This is a genomic window from Ruegeria sp. AG6, from assembly GCF_056541565.1.
On record NZ_JBQFYQ010000001.1, the window covers coordinates 1,280,560 to 1,301,545 of the forward strand.

Consider the following 20,986-nt stretch of genomic DNA (forward strand, 5'->3'; position numbering starts at 1 on the left):
TTGCCGCACCCCTCTTCTACTTTCGGCTGCTTAGATTAAACTGCTGCCTCCGAGTCGAAAAGACGCGTTCTTGAGGATTAGAGCATGGCGAAATCAGACCCCTTCGGATTCGATATGTCCGTTTCCAGCGCCAAAAAGAAGAATCCGCGGGGACGCCGGGGCATGTCGGGTGCCTCTGAAACCTCGGTCCGGATCTGTGACCACGAGGGATGTGAAGAACCGGGAAAGTTCCGCGCGCCAAAAGCACCGGATGTCCTGGATGATTTTTTCTGGTTCTGCCAGCAACACGTGCGGGAATATAACCAGAAGTGGAATTTCTTTGACGGCACCACCGAGGCCGAGCTGAACGCGCAGCGATCGAAAGACAAGGTTTGGGAGCGCGAGACCAAGCCGATGGGCGACCCCGAAGCACGTGCCTGGGCCCGTTTGGGGATCGAGGATCCGCATCAGGTTCTTGGTGCCAACAGCACGCAGAACAAAGGCCGCACGACGGGTGGCGGCGGACGACGCCTGCCGCCGACCGAACGCCGTGCGATCGAGATTCTCGAGGCCAATGACAGCTGGACCAAGGCCGAGGTTCGCAAAGCGTACAAGAAGCTGATCAAAGTGCTGCATCCGGACATGAACGGCGGCGACCGTTCGCAGGAAGAGCAGTTGCAGGAAGTTGTCTGGGCCTGGGATCAGATCAAGGACAGCCGGAACTTCAAGTAGCGGTCACGGCTTTGCCTGCTTTGCGTTGGCGGCGCGCTCTGCCTGAATGGTTGGGTGCCGCGGACGACACAACCTGAAAAAACTGCGCAAGTTCCGTATGGAACCCTGTTTCATTCCACACGAAAGTGGTGGAGGATTTGGGACAGGAGTTTCCAGGGATCAGTTTCGTGCGCACATCCATTTGCCTGTTGCTCGTCTCGCTAAGCGGGCTCATCGCTGCCAGTTTCATTACGACTGACGCGGATTGGCTGTTCCTATTGGCGCTGATTTGCGTGATGGCCAGCGCAATTCTGTTCGTACGGGCCTGGTTCAGATGGCGCCGGGCCAATACATGGATCATCGTGGACGGTTCGAACGTCATGCACTGGAAAGATGGCACCCCGGATCTGGGTACGTTGAAGAAGGTCCTTGAGACTTTGAAGCGCGCAGGGTTCAAACCGGGCGTCATGTTCGATGCGAATGTCGGGTACAAAGTCGAAGGCCACTATATGGACGACCGGAAGCTGAGCCGCGCCTTGGGCCTGCGATCCAAGCAGGTCATGGTGGCCCCCGAAGGGACACCTGCGGACCCGCTGATCTTGCAGGCGGCGCGGGATAGCAAGGCACGCATCGTCACAAATGACCGGTTTCGGGATTGGGTGGACGAGTTTCCGGATGTGTTGAACGCGGATCGTCTGGTAAAAGGTGGCTTTCGCAAAGACGAGCTTTGGTTTTCGCTATAGTCAAGCAACGGTTGACCCAAGGCACAGATGTGTAAGGCCATCTCAACGGTGCTGCACTGAGAAATTGCCTATGGTAAATGGTCCCAGAGAACACATTTGAAGGGGTTTGTTGAGGCCAGGGATCAAACCAGGGGCGGTTCGGATTACAACTATCCGCGCTTCAGTCCGGGTATGAGCTTCGCAATGCAATTGCTTCCCGGCGCTTCAAACAACTTAAGCGAGTTTGTTGCGACTCTGCAGTGCCGTCACGCAATTCGGGGAACAGTGCGAGCAATTCTTCGACGTCTTCACGACAGAAAGACTGCAGCGCTGTGTCGCCCAGAAAAAGACTTTCGCTACGTAGCCCCTGCGAGTGCAGTATCGCGTGTCGAGAGCAGGCAATGTGGTAATATGTGATGTCTTCACCTGTATGCACCTGCTGAATTGTTCTGTCATTCACCAAGTGGATTGCCGCAACAAAGACCCGATCTTGTCCGAACAACAACTCGGCGCGCCAGCCTTCCAGCATGATCCGATGTTGCGGGGACACAAAAACATCCTGGTTGGGTTGACCCTTGCAAATCGCGTCGCGCCGAATGCGAACGGGTCTAAATTTCGGTTGCAAAGCCAGTGTTTGTGCACTCAGCACTTTTTTCCCGATCCACAAAATCGGCAGCGTTTTCCCACCTGACACGCAAACTCTGTCACCGATCATCAGGTTCTCGACCGGGCGTGGACCGGCCTCGGTCTCTATCAGGGTTCCAGCAACAAAACAGGGCGGATTGTTTGGATCAAGATCTCCGGTTGTGATTTGCCAGTTTCCGGTTGTCATTGGCCCGGTGGGGTTGTTGGTGTCCCAGGCATAGATTTCGGTTCCAACCTGAATAAACTCACCAGATTCGCCGGTACCTCTGTAGTTACCTTGTCCAAGATACGTGTAGGGTACGAACGGACCACCGTTGATCGAAATCGTTTGACCCGAGACAGTGGCTGGATCGGTCAAGTTTCGGACGATCAAGTCGCCTTGCCCGCTTGTGTTGACCGAATGAAGTAAGACATCAAACGACATACGTTGTATCCGCTAAGCAGGTTGGACCAAAAGGGAACTCGCAACGAACAAGTTCCTTCCGTGTGTTGACTGAACAGAACACCACGGCCCTCACAAACTCACAAAGACCGCCCAAAAAACCACATTTAGAAGTCATGTTAACGCGCCGAAGAAGCATTTCAATGATAGTATGTTAATGTTTACATTTGAGCGAGGCGCAAAGGCCGTTGCCAGCCTTTCACCGAGGACTTCTGGGTTATGCGCAATCGGCCTCAAAGCTTGTTAACGCGAGGTGCCAAATCGTAGCGTGGTTTATCATTCTGGAATGACACCCCATGTGCAACGATAGGGCCAGTTTGCAAGAAAAACATGCGCACCTTTGGGCGCCTTTCGCTTTCCCTTGCCCTTGCCCGCAATATGTTGCACCACACACGGGTTCATACCCGGTGAACGGGCCAAAGGATAAGGACTAGGCGCATGGCTGACGGATCGATCGATATCAACGCAAAACCTACCGAGGATATCTCGGTCCGTGACGTGTTCGGCATTGACAGCGACATGGCGGTCAAGGGTTTCGCCGAGCGCAGCGACCGAGTGCCGGTGATCGATCATACCTACAAGTTCGATCCGGAAACCACGCTGGCGATTCTGGCGGGCTTTTCCCATAACCGTCGTGTGATGATCCAAGGCTATCACGGCACCGGCAAATCCACCCACATTGAACAGGTCGCTGCCCGTCTGAACTGGCCCGCCGTGCGTGTGAACCTGGACAGCCATATCAGCCGGATCGACCTGATCGGTAAAGACGCGATCAAACTGCGCGACGGCAAGCAGGTGACCGAATTCCACGAAGGCATTCTGCCCTGGGCGTTGCGCAACCCGGTTGCCATCGTGTTCGACGAATACGATGCGGGCCGCGCCGACGTGATGTTCGTGATCCAACGTGTGTTGGAGCATGACGGCAAGCTGACCCTGCTGGATCAGAACGAGATCATCACCCCGAACCCAAATTTCCGCCTGTTTGCCACCGCCAACACGGTCGGTCTGGGCGACACCACGGGTCTGTATCACGGCACGCAGCAGATCAACCAGGCGCAGATGGACCGCTGGTCGCTGGTGTCGACACTGAACTATCTGAGCCACGACGCCGAGACGATGATCGTTCTGTCGAAGGCGCCGCATTACAACACCGCCGAGGGCCGCAAGACCGTCAGCCAGATGGTCACCGTGGCCGACCTGACCCGGACCGCCTTCATGAATGGCGATCTGTCCACCGTCATGAGCCCGCGGACCGTGATCAACTGGGCCCAGAACGCTGAGATTTTCCGCAATGTGGGCTATGCGTTCCGCCTGTCCTTCCTGAACAAATGCGATGAGCTGGAGCGCCAGACCGTGGCCGAGTTCTATCAGCGCTGCTTTGATGAGGAGTTGCCTGAAAGCGCCGCGAGTGCAAGCTTGGGGTAAGCACCCGAATTGCGCCCGGAGCGGGCGCAATGCCTCCGGCGGGGATATTTTTGGCCAGATGAAGACAGATCCGTTGCTGTTTTCGACGCCGGGCAGGCCAGTACTATGAGGGCTTAAGGACATGGCACAGAAGAACGACAACCCCGCCGATCCGTTCAAGAAGGCCTTGGCCGAGGCCACCAAGGTCATGGCCGATGATCCCGAACTGTCGGTGACCTATACGGTGGACCCTTCGGGCATGACGGGCGAGTCGATGCGGCTGCCTCAGGTCTCGCGCCGGATGACGCGCGAAGAAGTGCTGTTGGCGCGAGGCACGGCGGACGCCTTGGCGTTGCATCGCAAGTATCATGACGACGCGACCCATGCGCGCTATGCGCCTCCGGGCGATATGGCGCGGGATCTGTACGAGGCGATGGAGACCGCCCGCTGCGAGGCAATGGGCGCGCGGGACATGCCGGGCACCGCCAGCAATATTGACGTCAAGATCGGGCATGAAGCAATCCGGCGTGGGTATGATCAGTGCAAGCAACCCGCCGATGCACCTTTGTCGGTTGCGGCAGGGTACTTGATCCGGCATCTGGCCACCGGGCGCGATCTGCCCCCCGCCGCAGAAAACATCATGAACCTGTGGCGTGGGTTCATTGAAGAGCAAGCGGGTGGGACGTTGGAGAATCTGGACGAGATTCTCTCGGATCAGGCGGACTTTGCCAAATTCGCCCGTCAGGTGATCAAGGATCTGGGATATGGCGACCAGCTTGGGGATGACCCCGATGAGCTGGACGACGAGCAGGAAGACCAGGCCGAGGAAGACGCCGAGGAGCAGCCCGATCCGGACAGCACCGGTCAGGATGATCAGGACGAACAGGACGCCGACGCGACCCCTGAGCAGACGCAGGAAGAGCAGCAGGATCAGTCTCAGGCCCAGGTCTCGATGGACGAAATGGCCGAAGACGAGATGGGTGACGAGGCTGAGATGCCGGATGGCGAGGCGCCTCTGGAGCCGCCTGCCCCACCGCCGGCATCTGAAGCGGACCCGGATTACAAGGTCTATCTGGACACTCACGACGAAGAGATCGCCGCTGAGGATTTAGCGGAACCGGCCGAGCTGGAACGTCTGCGGGCCTATCTGGATCAGCAGCTTGAACCGCTGAAAGGCGCGGTGAGCCGTTTGGCCAACAAGCTGCAACGTCGCTTGCAGGCGCAGCAGAACCGCAGCTGGGAGTTCGACCGCGAGGAAGGCATTCTGGACGCGGGCCGATTGGCACGTGTGGTCGCGAACCCCACCACTCCGCTGAGTTTTAAGGTCGAGAAAGACACCGAGTTCCGCGACACGGTGGTGACGCTGCTGCTGGACAATTCGGGGTCGATGCGGGGTCGTCCGATTTCGATCGCCGCCATCTGTGCCGATGTTCTGGCCCGGACGCTGGAGCGGTGCAATGTAAAGGTCGAAATTCTGGGCTTTACCACGCGGGCGTGGAAAGGCGGTCAGGCGCGCGAGGCGTGGCTAAACGATGGCCGCCCGCAACAGCCCGGCCGTCTGAACGATTTGCGCCACATCATCTACAAGGGCGCGGACGCCCCTTGGCGTCGTGCGCGGCCCAATCTGGGTCTGATGATGAAAGAGGGCCTGCTGAAAGAAAACATCGATGGGGAAGCCCTGGAATGGGCCCATCGCCGGATGCTGGCACGGCGCGAACAACGCAAGATCCTTATGGTGATCTCGGACGGTGCGCCGGTCGATGATTCGACACTGAGCGTGAACCCCGCCAACTATCTGGAAAAACACCTGCGCGACGTGATCGCGATGGTTGAAAAACGCAAGATGGTCGAACTTTTGGCCATCGGCATCGGCCATGACGTGACCCGGTATTACGACCGGGCGGTGACGATTACCGATGTCGAACAACTGGCCGGCGCGATGACCGAACAACTGGCGGCTCTTTTTGACAGTGACCCGCGGGCGCGGGCGCGTGTCATGGGGATGAGAAAGGCCGGCTGAGGCTGATCTTCTGCGCGGCGGGCGTATTTCCCCGAGGGCGACGTGTTTTTCCTTGCTGATCATCGGCCCGTTCAGACGGGGTGTTCCCGTCTGGACATTTTTTGAAATGCGCCTCAGGGTCACGCTCAAATGAAGTGAATGAGGCCGCCCATGTTCCAATCCTTCGAAGTGAACGCCCGCCCGGAACAGGGGCCACCGCGGCTGGCCGCCTTGCGCGAACAGATGGTGCAAGAAGGGCTGGACGGGTTTCTGATCCCGCGGGCGGATGCGCATCAGGGAGAGTATGTCGCGGCGCGCGATGAACGTCTGGCCTGGCTGACCGGGTTCACGGGCTCGGCCGGGTTTTGCGCCGCCCTGCGCGACGTGGCCGGAGTTTTCATCGACGGGCGGTATCGCACCCAGGTCAAGGCACAAGTTGCCGCAGATTTCACCCCGGTCCCCTGGCCCGAGGTAAGCCTGAGCGCCTGGCTGAAACAGCAATTGCCCAACGGCGGCAAGATCGGTTTTGACCCGTGGCTGCATGCGGCGGGGCAGATTTCCGGCACATTGAGTGATCTGGATGGATCGGGCATCGAACTGGTAAGGTGCGAAAACCTTGTGGACCGGATCTGGGCCGATCAACCCGCACCGCCGATGAACCCGGTCAAGGCGCATCCGATCGAATTTGCCGGGGAAGGTGCGGACAGCAAGATCGCCCGTCTGGCCGAAGACCTTCGGCGGGCCGGGCACAAGGCAGCGGTGATCACCCTGCCGGATTCCATCATGTGGCTGTTGAATATCCGTGGGTCGGATATCGCCTATAACCCGGTGGCCCACGGCTTTGCCATTCTTCATGCAGGTGGTCAGGTCGATCTGTTCATGGCGGCAGAAAAACTGGCCGGGGTACGGGATCATCTGTGTTCTCAGGTGACCTTGCGCGCTGTGGGCGATTTTCTGGATTCGGTTGCGGCTCTGGCCGGTCCGGTGCAGGTGGATGCCGCTTCGGTGCCTCAGCTCGTGGCCGATGCGCTGGGTGACGCGATGACGGATGGCGGCGATCCCTGCGCCCTGCCCAAAGCCTGCAAGAATGCGGCTGAAATCGCGGGCAGCGCCGAGGCGCATTTGCGCGATGCGGTGGCGGTCATCGAGACGTTGTGCTGGCTGGACGAACAGGCCCCGGGCAGCGTGACCGAAACACAGGTTGTCACCCGGCTGGAAGAAAACCGGCGTAAGGACAATGCGCTTCAGGACATCTCGTTCGATACCATTGCAGGCACGGGTCCGAATGGCGCGATCATGCATTACCGCGTGACCGAAGAGACCGACAGCCGCCTGGAAAATGGCCATATTCTGGTGCTGGACAGTGGCGGGCAGTATCTGGACGGCACCACCGACATCACCCGAACCATCGCCATCGGTGACGTCGGAACCGAGGAAAAAACCTGCTTCACCCGGGTGCTGAAGGGCATGATTGCCATGTCGATGCTGCGCTGGCCTGCGGGCCTTTCCGGGCGGGATATCGAATGTGTGGCCCGCGTGCCGCTGTGGTCTGCGGGACAGGATTTCAACCATGGGGTCGGACATGGGGTCGGCGCCTATCTGAGCGTGCATGAAGGGCCGCAACGGCTGTCCAAAGTCAGCCATATACCGCTGCAACCCGGCATGATCCTGTCAAACGAACCTGGGTATTACCGGGAAGGTGCCTTTGGCATCCGCATCGAAAACCTTGTGGTCGTGGAAGACGCTCCTCTGCTGCCCGGTGGCGATGCCGAACGCGCAATGCTGTACTGGCGCACGCTGACCTTTGTGCCGATTGACCGCAGACTGATCTTGGTCGATATGTTGACGCCTGACGAACGCGACTGGCTGAATGCCTATCACCGCGACGTTGCGGAAAAAATCCGCCCAAGGCTGGGACATGACGCACAACTGTGGTTGGATGCCGCAACTGCCCCAATCTGACACTGGCCTGTTACATAAAACAGGCAGAGGGGTGACCCTGATACGACGACGGAAGGAAGAGGAATGGCTGAGATCACGATCCGGAAAGCGCCGGGCAAATGGACTGTCCGCTCGGGCGGTGCGATTCTGGGCGAAACGAACAACGCGCTGGAACTGCTTGAAGGCGAAAAGGATCCGGTGATCTATTTCCCGCGCAACGATATTGCGATGGCGTTTCTGGATCGGACTGACAAGGTGACCCACTGCCCCGGCAAGGGCGAGGCGACGCACTTTTCCATCGTCAACAAGTCATCCGTGACCGACAACGCGGTCTGGAGCTATGAGGATCCGATTCAGGCGGTGGCCGAGATCAAGGACCATCTGGCATTCTACCCGGTCGAATCGGTGAAAGTGGAGCAGATTTAACGCCAGCCCCCGCGCCCACCTCACGCAGCTGTGGCATGCACGTGAACGGCATTTGCGGCACACTTTCTCCGGGGTAACACCGGAGGCTTCCATGTCGATGTCACGTCGCGATTTTGCTGGGATGATTGGGGCTGGTGCAATGGCGCCCGGCGTGCTGTGGGCGCAGCAGGATCCGGTTCTGGACGCGTTGCGCAGCACGCTGAGCGGGCGTCGGACCGCGTTTGAGGCGCAGATGGCGTATCTGAAGGGCCGTGGCCAGCCGGATGTTGTGGCCGGGTTGCTGACTGCGATGCGTTATGCCGACAGGCGACGGGATGAGATTGTCGAGGTGATGGAGGCCCTGACCGGGCAACGCCATGGCAATGACTGGTTCGATTGGATGCTGTGGCAGGAACGTAACCCGCAGATTGTCCCTCATCCGTCGCTGATCCCGTTCAAGCGCGAGGTTCTTCTGGGGATCGACCCGAATTTCGATCTGTTCCTGCGGCCCGAATATCTGCAACGCGACAAGATGAAGATCCGCCTGGAAGAGATCGCCTGGGGCGGTGTGTACAAGGATGGCATTCCGTCCCTGGACGATCCCACCCTGATCTCTGCTTCGAATGCGGGGTATCTGAAGGGCGATGATCTGGTGTTTGGCGTCGCCATCAATGGGGATGAGCGCGCTTATCCCCTGCGGATCATGGGCTGGCACGAGATGTTCAACGAGGTGATCGGTGGCGTGCCCGTGGCGCTGGCCTATTGCACGCTTTGCGGGTCTGGCATCCTGTTTGAAACCCAGGTGGCGGGGCGGCGAAAGCCGTTCATTTTCGGGTCGTCAGGTTTCCTCTATCGCTCGAACAAGCTGATGTTTGACCGTGAGACGCATTCGCTGTGGAACCAGTATACCGGCAAACCTGTTGTAGGGCCCTTGGCGAACAGCGGCATCACGTTGAAACAACGCCCTGTGGTGATCACGACATGGGACAGCTGGAGGACCTCGCATCCCAAAACCCGTGTTCTGTCGCTGAACACCGGGCATCGGCGCAATTACGGATCAGGGGTGGTTTATCGCGACTATTTCGCCTCGAGCGAGCTGATGTTCCCGGCGGTTGTGGATCAGTCCCGGCTTAGGCAGAAGGATTACATCTTTGCCGTGCGCCAGTTTGGTGCAGCCCGCGCCTGGCCTCTGGTTGCGTTCAAGGGCAAACCGGTGATCAACGATGCAATCGGTCGGACACCTCTGGTTCTGATTGGCGATCCCAAAGAGCGCAGCGTGCGGGCCTATGAGCGAAAAACGCATGCGTTCCGGGCGACGCAAGGCGGGTTGCAGGATAGCGCGGGGAACGGTTGGACCGTCACGGAAGAGGCTTTGATCGGGCCGGATGGAACGCGTTTGCCACGAGTCGCCGGTCATGTTTCCTATTGGTTTGCGTGGGACAATTATCTGGGCGACGCAGCCAGCGTGTATGGTGAGTGAAACTCAGGAATGCTCTTCGGCAGCCGTGGCCGCAAGCGCCCTGTTATATGCCTTGAGCGCATCGACGTGATAGAGCGCCCCAACCGGTGTTTCAGAGCCGTCGTTTTCCAGAATGACAACCGGAATGCAGGGGATGTCGTCACGATCAAAATAGGGCATGGCGGCTTCCAGCGTGGCGCTGGCCTGAATGCACAGGCCCTGGTCGATCAGCCCCTGCGCCTCTTCTTTCGTGATCGACCGCGGATCCCCAAGCGGGCGCATCACGGCACCGGCGCGAAGCATTGCCAGCAGATAAGCCTGCGGCCCCGCGGCCAGGTGGACATCACGCCGTTCCAGCTGGGTCAGGAAGAAAGACCGGTCCACAAGTCTCGAGGCCAGTGCCGTGGACATGGACACGCTTACCATCACGGCAAGACCGATCTGCCAATCGCCGGTCAGTTCAAAAACGATCAAAGTGGTCGAGATGGGCGCGCCCAGCACCGCCGCAGCTACGGCGCCCATTCCGGCAAAGGCATAGAGCGTATGCGTGCCCGACACATCCGGCAACAACCCGGTGGCGATCAGACCGAAGGCCAGCCCGGTCAATGCGCCGACCATCAGAGACGGTGAGAACACCCCACCGCCCATGCGCCCACCCATGGTAATCGCCACCGCAACCGTTTTGGTCACCGCAAACAGGATGGCCGTGGTCAGCACCAGATCACCGGTCAGGGCGCGAATTGTCGTCTCGTACCCCACGCCGATGATATGCGGGAACCAGATCGCCATCAGCCCCAGCATTGCCCCGGACACCGCAGGGCGCAACCAGGCCGGAATCGACAGACGGTTCTGGATATGGCTGCCGATATCCTCGGCAAAGAAAATCGACCGCATCAGCAGCAGCGCGACAAGTCCGCAGATCAGGCCCAGGATCAGGAATGCCGGAAGCTCGACATAGAATTGCAGCGATCCCGGCGTCTCCAGCGTGAACTCGGTAACGTCGCCATATTCCAGCCGGTTGATCACCGTTCCCGCGACCGAGGCGATGACGATCGGGGCAAAGGCGTGAACGGCGAAATGGCGCAGCACGACCTCGAGCGCGAACAAGGCCCCCGCAATGGGGGCGTTGAAGCTGGCCGACACGGCCGCAGCGACGGCACATCCCAACAGGTCACGCCCCGTGATCCCGTCCGCATGTATGCGGTTGCTGACCCATGTGGAAATCACTCCGGCCATATGCACCACCGGCCCCTCGCGGCCTGTTGACCCGCCCGAACTGAGCGTGATCAGCGAGGCGAAGAACGACGCGATGCCCGCCTTGACCTCGACCCGCCCGTCGGTGATGGCCGAACCTTCGATCACGTCGGCAACCGACCGGACGCGCCCGTCATTGGTGAACCGGTTCAGGATGATGCCGACGACCAGGCCACCGAAGATGGGAATGATCAGAACCATGAACCATGGCAGTTTCTCGGCGTGGCTGTGCAGCAGCAGGATATCATTGGTGTCGTACAGATAGGCCTGCAATGCGCTGATGGCCTTGCGGAAGCCAAGCGCCATGAAACCCGCCCCTATCCCGATGGCCAGCGCAATGAACCAGAACTGGATCTGGCTTGGCCCCCGGCGCAGCATGACCCGCCACGCATCCTTGATCGCGGCCACAGCCTGATTGAACTGGTTGCGCAGAACGGTGCGGGTCGATTGGGTCATTGGCCCTCGAGGATCATCACTTAACCCTTAGTAAGCCACGGAGCGCCCATATAAAAGTGAGATAGCGACAGTGTGAGCACCAATTCACGCCATCGCCGCGTCAGGCCTGCAACAGAGCCCGGGCGGCGGCGCGGGCTTCTTCGGTGATGGTGTCGCCGGCCACCATGCGCGCGATCTCGTCCACCCGATCCGGTTCGGCCAGAGGAATGACGGTGGACAGGGTTTGTCCGTCGGTAACCTGTTTCTGCACCCGCCAGTGATGAGCTGCCCGCGCAGCAACTTGCGGGGAATGGGTGACAACCAGAACCTGCCCGCCCTGCGCGAGCGACGCCAGCCTGCGTCCGACCGCATCGGCGGTTGCCCCACCGACACCGCGATCGATTTCGTCAAAGATCATCGTCCGGGCACTGTCGTCGCCAGACAGGCAGACCTTGAGGGCCAGCAGAAAGCGGCTGAGCTCACCCCCCGAGGCGATCTTGTTCAGCGGCCCCGCCGGCGCACCGGGGTTGGTGGCCACGGTGAAGGCCACAGCGTCGGTGCCTTCGGGGCCGGGTTCAACCGGGGTGATCTCGGTCTGGAACACGGCACGTTCCATCTTGAGCGGGGCCAGTTCCGCCATGACGGCCGCGTCAAGCTGCCCAGCGGCGGCCTTGCGCGCGGCGCTGAGGTCGGCTGCGGCGGCGTCATAGGCCTGTTGCGCCGCGTCTACGGCAGCTCGCCTGTCTGCCAGGTCGGCATCCCCTGCCTCCAACCGGTTCAACCGGTCACGCAGAGTGCCGGCAAACGAACCCAGATCATCCGGGGCCACGTCATGTTTGCGGGCCTGCGCACGGATGGCAAACAGGCGTTCCTCGGCCTGTTCCAATTCTACCGGGTTGAAGTCCAGCGCCTGAAGGCAGGCATTCACGCCATCCTGCGCCTCGCCCAACTCGATCATCGCGCGCCCGAGCGCTGCTATCGGTTCTTCCAGCTGGCCGCCCGCGTTGTCCGAGACGCCTTCCAACCAGCGCATGGCGTCGGACATGGCCCCTTCCGCCCCGTCCCCGGCCAACAGGGCAAAGGCACGCGCAACATCGTCGCGAATCCGCTCGGCCCCTTGCATCATGCGGCGGCGGGCATCCAGTTCGGCATCCTCACCGGGTTGCGGGTCAAGCTGGTCTAGCTCGGCGACCGCGTGACGCAGGAATTCTTCCTCGCTGCGGACCGCAGCCAGAGCGGCCTCGGTCTCGGCCAGCGCCTTGCGGGTTCGGGACATCGCGGCCCAGGCGGTTCGCACGTTTGACAGCTGCTCCGTGACCTGTGCGAATTCGTCCAACATCGCCCGATGACCACGTGGGTTCAGCAAACCGCGGTCATCGTGCTGTCCGTGCAGTTCAATCAAGGTCTCGGACAGCGCCCGCAGAACTTCGCCCGAGCAGCGGCGGTCATTGACCCAGGCGGTCTTGCGCCCCTCGGCCGTGTTGACGCGGCGCAGGATCAGTTCCTGGCCACCCGGCAGACCGGCTTCGGCCAGAATCGCATGTGCGGGATGATCGGCAGAGAGTTCGAATTCGGCGACGACCTCACCCTGCGCGGCACCCTGCCGCACAAGTTCCGCGCGCCCGCGCCAGCCTAACACGAAGCCAAGCGAATCCAGCAGAATCGATTTGCCTGCACCGGTCTCGCCGGTCAGGGCGTTCAAGCCCGGCTGAAAGCTCAGTTCCAGCCGGTCAATGATCAGCATATCGCGGATATCAAGGGCGCGCAGCATGTGGTCTTCAGCGTCCCGGACCAAAGGCCATCGCGATTACAACCATTCACCTTTGATGGTCTGACGATAAATCGTGCTGAGCCAGTTGTTACCGCGGCTCTTGAGATCAAGCCCGCGAGAGGTCAACAGTTTGTACGCATCGTCATACCATTCCGAGGACTGGTAGTTGTAGCCAAGAATGGCACCTGCGGTCTGCGCCTCGTCCAGCAGGCCAAGCGACAGATAGGCTTCGACCAGACGATACAGTGCTTCGGCGGTGTGGGATGTGGTCTGAAAGTCTTCGACCACAACTCGGAACCGGTTGATCGCCGCGACATAGTGATCCTGACGCAGGTAGTAGCGCCCGATCTCCATTTCCTTGCCCGCCAGATGGTCGAAGGCCAGATCGAACTTCAGTACCGCCGATGTGGCGTATTCGCTGTCGGGATAGACCTCGATCACGGTCCGCAGAGATTGCAGCGCCTGGAAGGTCAGGCCCTGGTCACGCCCGACTTCGTCGATCTGGTCATAATAGCTGAGCGCCAGCAGATACTGCGCATAGGCAGCATCTTCATCCGTCGGATAGAAGTCGATATACCGCTGCGCCGCCGCGCGGCTTTCTTCGTAATTCTGGTCCGAATGGAACGAAAACGCCTGCATGATCAGTGCGCGCTTGGCCCAGTCCGAATACGGATACAAACGTTCGACTTCCGAGAAATACCACGCCGCGTCGTCCGAGCGATTCTGCGACAGTTCGTATTCACCTCGGGTATAGATCTGTTCCGGCGTGAACCCTTCCAGATTCTGTTCACGGTCCGCGCCCTTGCGACCAAAAAGGCCGCCGGCGTTGCCGCATGCCGTCAAAACTGCTGCCAGAAGAATCGCACCCGCGAGTCTGACTGCCGCTTTGCTGCCAACCATACCGCCCATCCTTGTCGTCTTGCTTAATGGGGTTTGCCCCGATTTGAGCCATGGTCTAGCACAGAAAATTCCGGTGCAAAACGCCTTATGCGACTTCCGGCGCAAATGTCGTCAGAGTTGATCTGATCAGGCCACTTCGGGAATTTCCTTGACCACAAGCCCCTGCCCCGGCAGGCGCGCGGCCTGTTCCGGTGTGCACAGTACCGGACGCACGGCGCCCGGCGTTTCGAACAGGTTGCGCAGCAATGTGTTGGTCAGCGAATGACCCGACTTGTTTCCGGTGAAGTGACCCAAAATCGGCCCACCAGCCAGATAGAGATCACCCAGAGCATCCAGCATTTTGTGGCGCACGGCCTCGTCGACCCGGCGGAAACCGCCCGGTGTCAGAACTTCGACGCCCTGAACGACCACGGCGTTTTCAAGCGTGCCGCCCAAAGCCAACCCGTTTTCGCGCATCGCCTCGACATCCGTGCGTCGGCAGAACGTGCGACAATCGCTGAGTTCGCGCGCGAAGGAACCGTTGCGCATATCAAGCGTTTTGCTCTGGCTGCCGATGGCACCGTCTTCGAAATCGATATGGAAGTCGATGATCAGCCCGTCAGCGGGCGCAATACTGGCGCTCGCGCCTTCGCGGGATGCGGTGACGGTTTTCAGGACCTCATAGGCCAATACCGGGCTGGCCTGACGGCGCACACCCCGGGCCATGATGCCACGCACGAAATCAATCGAGGAGCCGTCCATGATCGGAACTTCGGGACCGTCGATCTCGACAAGCGCGTTGTGCACGCCACACCCGGCCAATGCAGCCATGATATGTTCGACGGTGGAAACCGAAACGCCGGCATCATTCACCAGACGCGTGCAAAGCGGGGTCCGTTCAACCGCATAGTAGATCGCCGGGATCATCGCGTCGCCCAGTTGAATATCCGTCCGCTTGAACCAGATGCCATGACCGGCTGCCGCCGGTTTCAGGACCATGGTCGCCGGCTTGCCGCTGTGCAGCCCGACGCCTGTAAACGTGACCGGAGATTTGAGCGTATGTTGCAAAATAGGCCTCGGTGAGTAGTGTCCAGCCTGCTTGGGCCGTGTTGGACACTGAGTTAAGGAAGCCCGCGTCAAGGCTCAACTCACTCTTTGCAACCGATTGAAACATGTATGTAACAGATCGGCGAAACCCTGCTCACATAGTTGCAAGTGACTATTAATAAACAATTAAGGGCCGCCAAATGGCAGCCCTTTGAGTGGATTTTGTTACCGCGATCAGTTGGCTTGACGGCGCAGGAAGGCCGGAATTTCGATACGGTCCTGATCCGGATCGGCCTCTTCCTGAAGCGGCGCGGTTGCCTCGGACTGTCGCAAAACGGGCTGCTGACGCGGCGGTTGAGCCGGTGTGTCAGAGGCGTGCCCGGTCATCCGGTCGATCAGGCGATTGAAGCCAAACCGCGAGCGTTCTTCGTGTTCCGGCTGCGAAACTGCTTCGGGTTGACGGGGCGCCGCCGGACGCTGTGGCGCCGACGGAACCTTCTGCACAGCGGCCTGCAAACGCTGCAACGCTTCGGGCGACGGGGTGCCGGCAGCATGCCCGCGCGGTGCCACGAATGCCTCCGGCGCGGGTTCAACATGCTCGGGCTGCGGTTCGAATTCGGCCACACGCGGCTGATAAGCGGGTGGCGGCAAGCCGTCATCGTCACGCTCGACGCGCGGCTGGAATTGTGGCTGCGCCGGCTCTTCCGCGGCTTCGAACAGCGAAGGTTCGCGGTTTTCTTCCGGCTGCGGGGCAGGCTCTGCTGTGTCGGCAGCTACGTGCGCTTCTTCCTGAATATGCTCTTCAGCCGAAACCGTGCGGGTCAGCGGTTCGGACATCGAACGGCGTGCCACCGGGACTTCGGTCGATTTTTCGCTGGCGTCGATGCCGGTCGCAACAACCGACACGCGCATTCCGCCTTCCATGGCGGTATCCAGCGTCGAGCCGACGATGATATTGGCCTCGGGATCCACTTCCTCGCGGATGCGGTTGGCAGCTTCGTCCAGCTCGAACAGGGTCAAGTCGTGCGACCCGGTGATGTTGATCAGCACGCCCTTGGCACCCTTGAGGCTGATTTCGTCCAGCAGCGGGTTTGCAATGGCCTTTTCCGCCGCCTGAATGGCGCGATCTTCGCCTGTTGCCTCGCCGGTGCCCATCATTGCCTTGCCCATCTCGTCCATTACGGCGCGAACGTCGGCAAAGTCGAGGTTGATCAGGCCGGGCCGCACCATCAGGTCGGTCACGCCTTTGACGCCCTGATACAGAACGTCGTCAGCCATCGAGAACGCCTCGGTAAAGGTGGTCTTTTCATTGGCCAGACGGAACAGGTTCTGGTTCGGGATGATGATCAGCGTATCGACAACCTGTTGCAGCGCCTCGACACCATCTTCAGCCTGGCGCATCCGCTTGGCACCTTCGAACTGGAAGGGCTTGGTGACGACACCGACGGTCAGAACACCCAATTCGCGGGCGGCCTGCGCAATGATCGGAGCAGCCCCCGTGCCGGTACCGCCGCCCATACCGGCGGTGATGAAGCACATATGCGCGCCGGCAAGGTGGTCCACGATCTGTTCGATGCTTTCCTCGGCGGCGGCCGCGCCTACGGTCGGGCGGGCCCCTGCCCCCAGACCTTCGGTGACTTTCACGCCCAGCTGCACCCGCGCCGAAGACTGGCTTTGTTGCAACGCCTGTGCGTCGGTGTTGGCGACCACGAAATCAACGCCGTCCAACTGTTTTTCAATCATGTTATTGACGGCGTTCCCGCCTGCACCGCCAACGCCAAATACTGTAATCCGAGGCTTCAGTTCGTCGTGCCCGGGCATCGAAAGATTCAATGTCATGCTCTGTCCGCCTGTATTTATGTCCCGCCAAAGCGGTGTTTTTCTTACCTATCCTTGTTCGATTCTAGCGGCCTGATGCCAAAAGGTCACGTCAAAAATCGCGTTTTCCCACAAAATATGGAGGAAATAAGGCAGAAACCGGCGGCATTTCGCAGGTCACGCCAGATATAGCGGAAACAACGGCGACCATTACTAGACAACCGGCATGAACGCGAGAACACATTCGTTCATCGCGCTCTGATCGACTGTCGACTACATTGCGGAAAACTGCTCAGGTCCTGCCGCGAGGCCTCTTTCGGGCCTTGTGGATATCTTGAGGGATAAATCGAAACGCTGCAACCGGTTTCTTCAGCTGAGCGGTGCATTTGGACAGTCCAGGCCGCGATCCGTCATGGATCGCACTTCCTGTATTTCGCCATCGACGAATGAGGCAAGCCGCACCATCAAACGATCTTCATGCAAAAACGGCCACCAACAGACCGGAATGCCGTCCGGGTCATTGTCGTACAGAAAACACAACTGACCGTTTGGCGTCGTGATCTGCCCGTAGACACAGCCCTGCCCCTCTTCGCGCCAGACCGACATGCGGCGGTTCAGAAATTGTTCGGTTCCCACCAGGCCACCGCTGCGGATTTCGTAGAATGTCAGAGTTTTGCCGACCGCCGCGTCCAGAAACGCCTCGGGCGTGATCATGGTCTGGGCCGAGGCCAAGCAAGGCAGCAGCGCCGTGCCCAGTGCACACCCGCGCAGGACTCTACCAGTTGTCACGGAACCACCGCACGGCGCGCTTGAACGGGCGCGCGGCATAGGTATCGACCGGGATTTCAAAGTCCCACCATTCATCCTGAGGATGGGCTGCAAACAGGCTGAGGCCGACAGCGGACGAGAACCCGGGCCCGGTGGCTGATTGGGGCAGGCCATGCACGCGCAAGGGGCGGCCCAGGCGAACGCGCTGACCGAGGATGCGCGTGGCCAGCCCGTCCAGCCCCATGATCTGGCTGCCGCCGCCGGTCAGCACGATCTGCTGGCTTGGCATGTGTTCAAATCCGGCGGCGTCCAGCCGGACGCGGACCTCTTCAAGAATTTCCTCGACACGCGGGCGCATGATGCCGATCAACTCGGCACGGCTGACGGTGCGGCGGTCGTGTTCCCAATCGCCGGTATCACCACCGATATCAATCATATCCCTGTCGTCGGCCCCGGTGGCATGAACGCCACCATTGAATGTCTTGATCCGTTCCGCCACGGCGGCAGGTACACCCAAGCCCATCGAGATATCGGCAGTCACGTGATCGCCGCCCATGCGCACGCAATCGGCATAGATCATGTGCTTTTTCATGAAGATCGAAACGCTCGTGGTGCCGCCGCCCATGTCGATACAGGCCGCACCCAGTTCCTGCTCATCCTCGACCAGCGCCGAGATGCCCGAGACATAGGCCGAATTCGCAATCCCGGCCAGTTCCAGATCGCAGCGCTTGATACAGCGCACGATGTTCTGGATCGCTGACGAATCCACGGTCAGCATATGCATGTCGACCGCAAGGCTCTGGCCCATCTGCCCGCGCGGGTCGATCAGGCCCGATCGGTTGTCGAGCGCGAAATTCACCGGTTGAGCATGCAGTACTTCGCGCCCGTCACCATAATCCGGCACGTCGCAGGCGTTCAGAACCCGGCCTACTTCGGCCTCGGTCACGATCTGACCGTCCAGATCGACTTGTGCATCCAGCCCGTAAGACCGCGGGTTCGCGCCCGAGAAACAGGCGATCACATGGTCGACGCGGATGTCGGCCATCTTCTGTGCGGCCTGAAGCGCGGTGCGGATGGCACGTTCGGTTTCCTGCATGGCGGTGACTTCGCCGAACTGCACGCCCCGCGACCGGGTGGTCGCGGCACCGATGACGCGAAAACCTGTCTGCCCTGCCATGGAACCGATGGTGTTGTCCTCGCTCAGCCGACCGGTTCCGTCAAAGCGCAGCACAAGACAGGCGATTTTCGAACTGCCCACATCCAGAATCGCAATCACACCGCGTTGCAATGCCTGCCGCCGCATCTGACGCATGGCACGTTGGGACTGATAAAGATCGGTCATCATGGTCGTTACTGCCCGTTACTCACTGTCACTTTTGTGTTCCACCAGTCTTCGCTGGCGGCTTTGGTCATTCGGATGGTCGGACGCTGCCCGAGGCGCATGTCGACCACGGCCACGTCACGTTCCAGAAGGTCCTGTACCTCGTTCACGGCAAGCACGCGTTCCAGCGCACGCACCGGGCGTTCGGTCGGCAGCATGATGCGCTGACCACGGTCCAGCACCAGATCCCAGCGCCGCTCTCCCACGCGCACCAAGCCGCGCACGCGATTGCCCAGGCTGCGCGAAGTCCGCAGAAGCTCCAGCGCTTCGCCGACGTGATCGTCGGCGCCCATCCCTGCGATCAGCGGCAGATCGACGTGATCCTTGCGAGAGGTGGCTTCCTTGACATGCGCGCCTGTCTCATCCAGCAGCTCAAGCCCCTCACGCGTTCGCCAGACGATTACGGGCTGACGCTCGACGACATCGACTTGCAGGATGCCTCCGGGGCGGATTCTGACGGTTGCGGATTTCACCGGGTCCAGCCCGGTGATCGTGTCGCGGATCTGTTCCACATCCAGATCCCAGGAACTGATCGGGAAATCCAGCGGAACGATTTCACGGATATCTTCGGACAGGTCGGTTCCCGCCCCATCGATGGCCATCAGGTTGACCATGAATTCAGGGCGCTCCTGAATCGAAGTGCGCACATCGGCGATATAAGCGGCAAGTGCGTCGCTACGGTCCTGCGAGGCAAAGAAGATGCCAACCGCGGCAGCGATGGCGCAGATCGGCAGGCCGACCTTGACACCAAGGCGAATGCCCGGCGTCAGCATCCAACGTTGCAGCCGATAGCTGAGACGAGACGGCGCAGGGTCACTGCGCTTCGCAGAGCGGGAAAACACACGCGCACCGCGCAGGCGCAAAAGCGGTTCGGCCTCGTGCGAGTCCGTGTCGGCCGAGGCGAAATCGGCATCCGGCCCCGCAAGTGGTGTGCTGCGGTGGATTTCCAATGAACGACTGGCGATCAGCGGTCGCATGAGGCGTCCTCCACCATCCAGGCGCAGAGCTGTCCGAATGTCATTCCAAGATGAGCGGCCTGTTCCGGGACCAGAGAGGTTGGCGTCATGCCGGGCTGGGTATTGGTTTCCAGCAGGAACAACCCATCGGCACCCTTGCTGTCATCCCAGCGAAAATCGGTGCGGCTGACGCCCCTGCATCCCAAGGCAACATGCGCACGCACGGCGTAATCCATGCAACGGTCAAAGATGTCCGGTGGCACATCGGCAGGCAGAACATGCCATGATCCGCCCGGTTTGTACTTGGCATCGTAATCATACCAACCACCATCGGTCATGATCTCGGTCACGGTCAGGGCGCGGTCGCCCATCACCGTTACGGTCAGTTCACGCCCCGCAACATATTTCTCGACCATGATCTGATCGGGCATGTCTTCGGACAGCTGCGGCGGGCCGTTGGCGTTTTCATGGACGATGTAAATCCCAACGCTGGAGCCTTCGTTGTTCGGCTTGGCCACATAGGGTGGCTTCATCACGTGAGCTTCGACCACCTCGACCTTGGGCACGATCACGCTTGGTACGACGGGCAGCCCTTCGGTCTGGTAAATCTCTTTGCTGCGCTGCTTGTCCATTGCCAGCGCCGAGGCCAGCACACCGGAATGGGTGTAAGGGATACGCATCCACTCCAGCAGGCCCTGCACACACCCATCTTCGCCCCAGCGGCCATGCAGGGCGTTGAAAACCACATCCGGTTTGATGTCCACAAGGCGCGCGCAGAGGTCGGGACCCGCGTCCAGTTCGACCACTTCAAAGCCTTCTCCCACAAGGGCGGCCGCGCATTCGCGCCCAGAGCTGAGAGACACCTCGCGTTCCGCCGAGGGTCCACCCATCAATACCGCCACTTTGGGGTTTGTCCTGCTCGACATACCCAATGTGCGCCTCAATGTCCCCGGACCTTATGTCGTGGTCC

General features: G+C 60.2%; 17 protein-coding genes. 7 read left to right on the forward strand and 10 right to left on the reverse strand.

Annotated features, from left to right (window positions below; all coding sequences use genetic code 11):
* The first annotated feature begins 84 nt into the window (after window positions 1-84).
* Both ACR0I0_RS06410 and ACR0I0_RS06415 read left to right on the forward strand, forming a co-directional pair.
* Entirely contained in the window at window positions 85-711 is a 627-nt protein-coding gene (locus ACR0I0_RS06410; protein WP_171631037.1) for a J domain-containing protein, read from the forward strand.
* Between the two features lie 167 nt (window positions 712-878).
* Window positions 879-1,433, forward strand: coding sequence for an NYN domain-containing protein (locus tag ACR0I0_RS06415; protein ID WP_371807721.1), 555 nt, complete (start codon window positions 879-881; stop codon window positions 1,431-1,433).
* A gap of 160 nt (window positions 1,434-1,593) precedes the next feature.
* Here ACR0I0_RS06415 and ACR0I0_RS06420 read toward each other — a convergent pair whose 3' ends face one another.
* Complete coding sequence (locus tag ACR0I0_RS06420; RefSeq protein ID WP_480490626.1) at window positions 1,594-2,481, reverse strand: Hint domain-containing protein; 888 nt, start codon at window positions 2,479-2,481, stop codon at window positions 1,594-1,596.
* Window positions 2,482-2,937: 456 nt separating this feature from the next.
* Here ACR0I0_RS06420 and cobS point away from each other — a divergent pair, with 456 nt between their 5' ends.
* From cobS to ACR0I0_RS06445, 5 genes are all read left to right on the forward strand, one after another.
* Entirely contained in the window at window positions 2,938-3,924 is a 987-nt protein-coding gene (gene cobS, locus ACR0I0_RS06425) for a cobaltochelatase subunit CobS (RefSeq protein WP_152458642.1), read from the forward strand.
* 121 nt (window positions 3,925-4,045) lie between these two features.
* Window positions 4,046-5,923: a cobaltochelatase subunit CobT gene (cobT, locus tag ACR0I0_RS06430; RefSeq protein ID WP_210092615.1), complete on the forward strand. Its 1,878-nt coding sequence runs from the start codon at window positions 4,046-4,048 to the stop codon at window positions 5,921-5,923.
* Window positions 5,924-6,073: 150 nt separating this feature from the next.
* Window positions 6,074-7,864 (forward strand): aminopeptidase P family protein, encoded by a 1,791-nt coding sequence (locus tag ACR0I0_RS06435; RefSeq protein WP_480490628.1) that lies wholly within the window; start codon window positions 6,074-6,076, stop codon window positions 7,862-7,864.
* Between the two features lie 63 nt (window positions 7,865-7,927).
* Window positions 7,928-8,269, forward strand: a complete 342-nt coding sequence (locus ACR0I0_RS06440; protein ID WP_209832537.1) for a DUF427 domain-containing protein — start codon at window positions 7,928-7,930, stop codon at window positions 8,267-8,269.
* Window positions 8,270-8,360: 91 nt separating this feature from the next.
* Window positions 8,361-9,728 (forward strand): DUF3179 domain-containing protein, encoded by a 1,368-nt coding sequence (locus tag ACR0I0_RS06445; protein ID WP_480490629.1) that lies wholly within the window; start codon window positions 8,361-8,363, stop codon window positions 9,726-9,728.
* A gap of 3 nt (window positions 9,729-9,731) precedes the next feature.
* Here the strand turns inward: ACR0I0_RS06445 and ACR0I0_RS06450 are convergent, their stop codons facing one another.
* The 9 genes from ACR0I0_RS06450 to ACR0I0_RS06490 form a co-directional block, all read right to left on the reverse strand.
* Complete coding sequence (locus ACR0I0_RS06450; protein ID WP_171631023.1) at window positions 9,732-11,417, reverse strand: chloride channel protein; 1,686 nt, start codon at window positions 11,415-11,417, stop codon at window positions 9,732-9,734.
* A 100-nt stretch (window positions 11,418-11,517) separates the two neighbouring features.
* Window positions 11,518-13,167, reverse strand: coding sequence for a DNA repair protein RecN (gene recN / locus ACR0I0_RS06455; protein WP_480490630.1), 1,650 nt, complete (start codon window positions 13,165-13,167; stop codon window positions 11,518-11,520).
* Between the two features lie 36 nt (window positions 13,168-13,203).
* Window positions 13,204-14,067, reverse strand: a complete 864-nt coding sequence (locus tag ACR0I0_RS06460; protein WP_171631018.1) for an outer membrane protein assembly factor BamD — start codon at window positions 14,065-14,067, stop codon at window positions 13,204-13,206.
* A 126-nt stretch (window positions 14,068-14,193) separates the two neighbouring features.
* Complete coding sequence (gene lpxC, locus ACR0I0_RS06465) at window positions 14,194-15,114, reverse strand: UDP-3-O-acyl-N-acetylglucosamine deacetylase (protein ID WP_171631015.1); 921 nt, start codon at window positions 15,112-15,114, stop codon at window positions 14,194-14,196.
* Window positions 15,115-15,327: 213 nt separating this feature from the next.
* Window positions 15,328-16,932: a cell division protein FtsZ gene (gene ftsZ / locus ACR0I0_RS06470; protein WP_209832528.1), complete on the reverse strand. Its 1,605-nt coding sequence runs from the start codon at window positions 16,930-16,932 to the stop codon at window positions 15,328-15,330.
* Window positions 16,933-17,280: 348 nt separating this feature from the next.
* Window positions 17,281-17,700, reverse strand: coding sequence for a hypothetical protein (locus ACR0I0_RS06475; RefSeq protein ID WP_210092620.1), 420 nt, complete (start codon window positions 17,698-17,700; stop codon window positions 17,281-17,283).
* Window positions 17,687-19,021, reverse strand: a complete 1,335-nt coding sequence (ftsA, locus tag ACR0I0_RS06480; RefSeq protein ID WP_170344711.1) for a cell division protein FtsA — start codon at window positions 19,019-19,021, stop codon at window positions 17,687-17,689. Before ftsA ends, ACR0I0_RS06475 begins: the two co-directional genes overlap by 14 nt.
* A gap of 8 nt (window positions 19,022-19,029) precedes the next feature.
* Window positions 19,030-20,037: a cell division protein FtsQ/DivIB gene (locus ACR0I0_RS06485; RefSeq protein ID WP_480490632.1), complete on the reverse strand. Its 1,008-nt coding sequence runs from the start codon at window positions 20,035-20,037 to the stop codon at window positions 19,030-19,032.
* On the reverse strand, window positions 20,025-20,948 hold the full coding sequence (locus ACR0I0_RS06490; protein ID WP_209832524.1) for a D-alanine--D-alanine ligase: 924 nt from the start codon (window positions 20,946-20,948) through the stop codon (window positions 20,025-20,027). Before ACR0I0_RS06490 ends, ACR0I0_RS06485 begins: the two co-directional genes overlap by 13 nt.
* Window positions 20,949-20,986: the final 38 nt, after the last annotated feature.

Coding starts and splice junctions, on each gene's coding strand:
- ACR0I0_RS06410 (WP_171631037.1), top strand. CDS start 85: ATGGCGAAATCAGACCCCTTCGGATTCGATATGTCCGTTTCCAGCGCC.
- ACR0I0_RS06420 (WP_480490626.1), bottom strand. CDS start 2,481: ATGTCGTTTGATGTCTTACTTCATTCGGTCAACACAAGCGGGCAAGGC.
- cobS (WP_152458642.1), top strand. CDS start 2,938: ATGGCTGACGGATCGATCGATATCAACGCAAAACCTACCGAGGATATC.
- cobT (WP_210092615.1), top strand. CDS start 4,046: ATGGCACAGAAGAACGACAACCCCGCCGATCCGTTCAAGAAGGCCTTG.
- ACR0I0_RS06435 (WP_480490628.1), top strand. CDS start 6,074: ATGTTCCAATCCTTCGAAGTGAACGCCCGCCCGGAACAGGGGCCACCG.
- ACR0I0_RS06440 (WP_209832537.1), top strand. CDS start 7,928: ATGGCTGAGATCACGATCCGGAAAGCGCCGGGCAAATGGACTGTCCGC.
- ACR0I0_RS06445 (WP_480490629.1), top strand. CDS start 8,361: ATGTCGATGTCACGTCGCGATTTTGCTGGGATGATTGGGGCTGGTGCA.
- ACR0I0_RS06450 (WP_171631023.1), bottom strand. CDS start 11,417: ATGACCCAATCGACCCGCACCGTTCTGCGCAACCAGTTCAATCAGGCT.
- recN (WP_480490630.1), bottom strand. CDS start 13,167: ATGCTGCGCGCCCTTGATATCCGCGATATGCTGATCATTGACCGGCTG.
- ACR0I0_RS06460 (WP_171631018.1), bottom strand. CDS start 14,067: ATGGTTGGCAGCAAAGCGGCAGTCAGACTCGCGGGTGCGATTCTTCTG.
- ftsZ (WP_209832528.1), bottom strand. CDS start 16,932: ATGACATTGAATCTTTCGATGCCCGGGCACGACGAACTGAAGCCTCGG.
- ftsA (WP_170344711.1), bottom strand. CDS start 19,021: ATGACCGATCTTTATCAGTCCCAACGTGCCATGCGTCAGATGCGGCGG.
- ACR0I0_RS06485 (WP_480490632.1), bottom strand. CDS start 20,037: ATGCGACCGCTGATCGCCAGTCGTTCATTGGAAATCCACCGCAGCACA.